Origin of the sequence: Collinsella sp. LCP21S3_C7 (genome assembly GCF_052118485.1) — a bacterium.
In the GTDB taxonomy this organism is placed as follows: Bacteria; Actinomycetota; Coriobacteriia; order Coriobacteriales; family Coriobacteriaceae; genus Collinsella.
The window spans coordinates 1-670 of record NZ_JBQKHC010000058.1 but is presented as its reverse complement, the minus strand read 5'-3'; the positions used below and the strand labels follow the sequence as shown (position 1 = coordinate 670).

At 69.3% G+C, this 670-nt stretch carries 1 protein-coding gene; it reads right to left on the bottom strand.

Annotated features, from left to right (window positions below; genetic code table 11):
• Window positions 1–82: 82 nt before the first annotated feature.
• The coding region (locus ACTQ1E_RS08855; protein ID WP_441565897.1) for a transposase at window positions 83–670 on the bottom strand (588 nt) is incomplete at its 5' end.

Below are 670 nucleotides of genomic sequence, written 5' to 3'. Positions count from 1 at the left end.
GGTAGTGTCGAGAAAGTTGGTGTAGTGCCCGATCCGAAGCGAGTCGGCCCGGCGTCCCAGAATCTGGAATACGGTTGATATCCTATGCCGCCTCGACCCTGTCCGCAAGCTCGAGGCCGGACTCGAGCATCTTCCTTGCCTCCGCCTCGAGCCGCGCCCAATCGACGGGACCGTCGGTCCCCCGGGTGCGACCGTCGTCGTAGAGCTCGTTCATCCTCGCCTCCGAGAAGTACCTGGACTCCTGCCATATCTCGTCCTGCTCGCACATGACCGCGCCCGCGAGCCGCACCAGCGACCCTGTGGAGGGGAACACCTGCACGACGCGCGACCTGCGCTTTATCTCCCGGTTGGTCCTCTCCTGCACGTTGTTGGTGCGCAGGCGCTTCCAGTGGGTCGGCGGGAAGTCGAGGTAGGCCAGCGCGTCGGGCTCGGCCTCCTCCAGCACCGCCGCCGCCCTGGGGCAGCACCCCGCCAGCATGTCGCACGCCGCGTGGTACATGGCCGTCACGGTGGCGGCGTCGCGCCCGCGGAACACCTGCGACACGATCCTGCCCACGCGGCGCCTGAGCTGCCAGGAGCCGGCCTCGCGCATGCAGTCGCGCATGAGGTGGACCGCGCAGCGCTGCCACGCGGCGCCCTGGAAGACCTCGCCGAGCGCCCGGACGAGCCC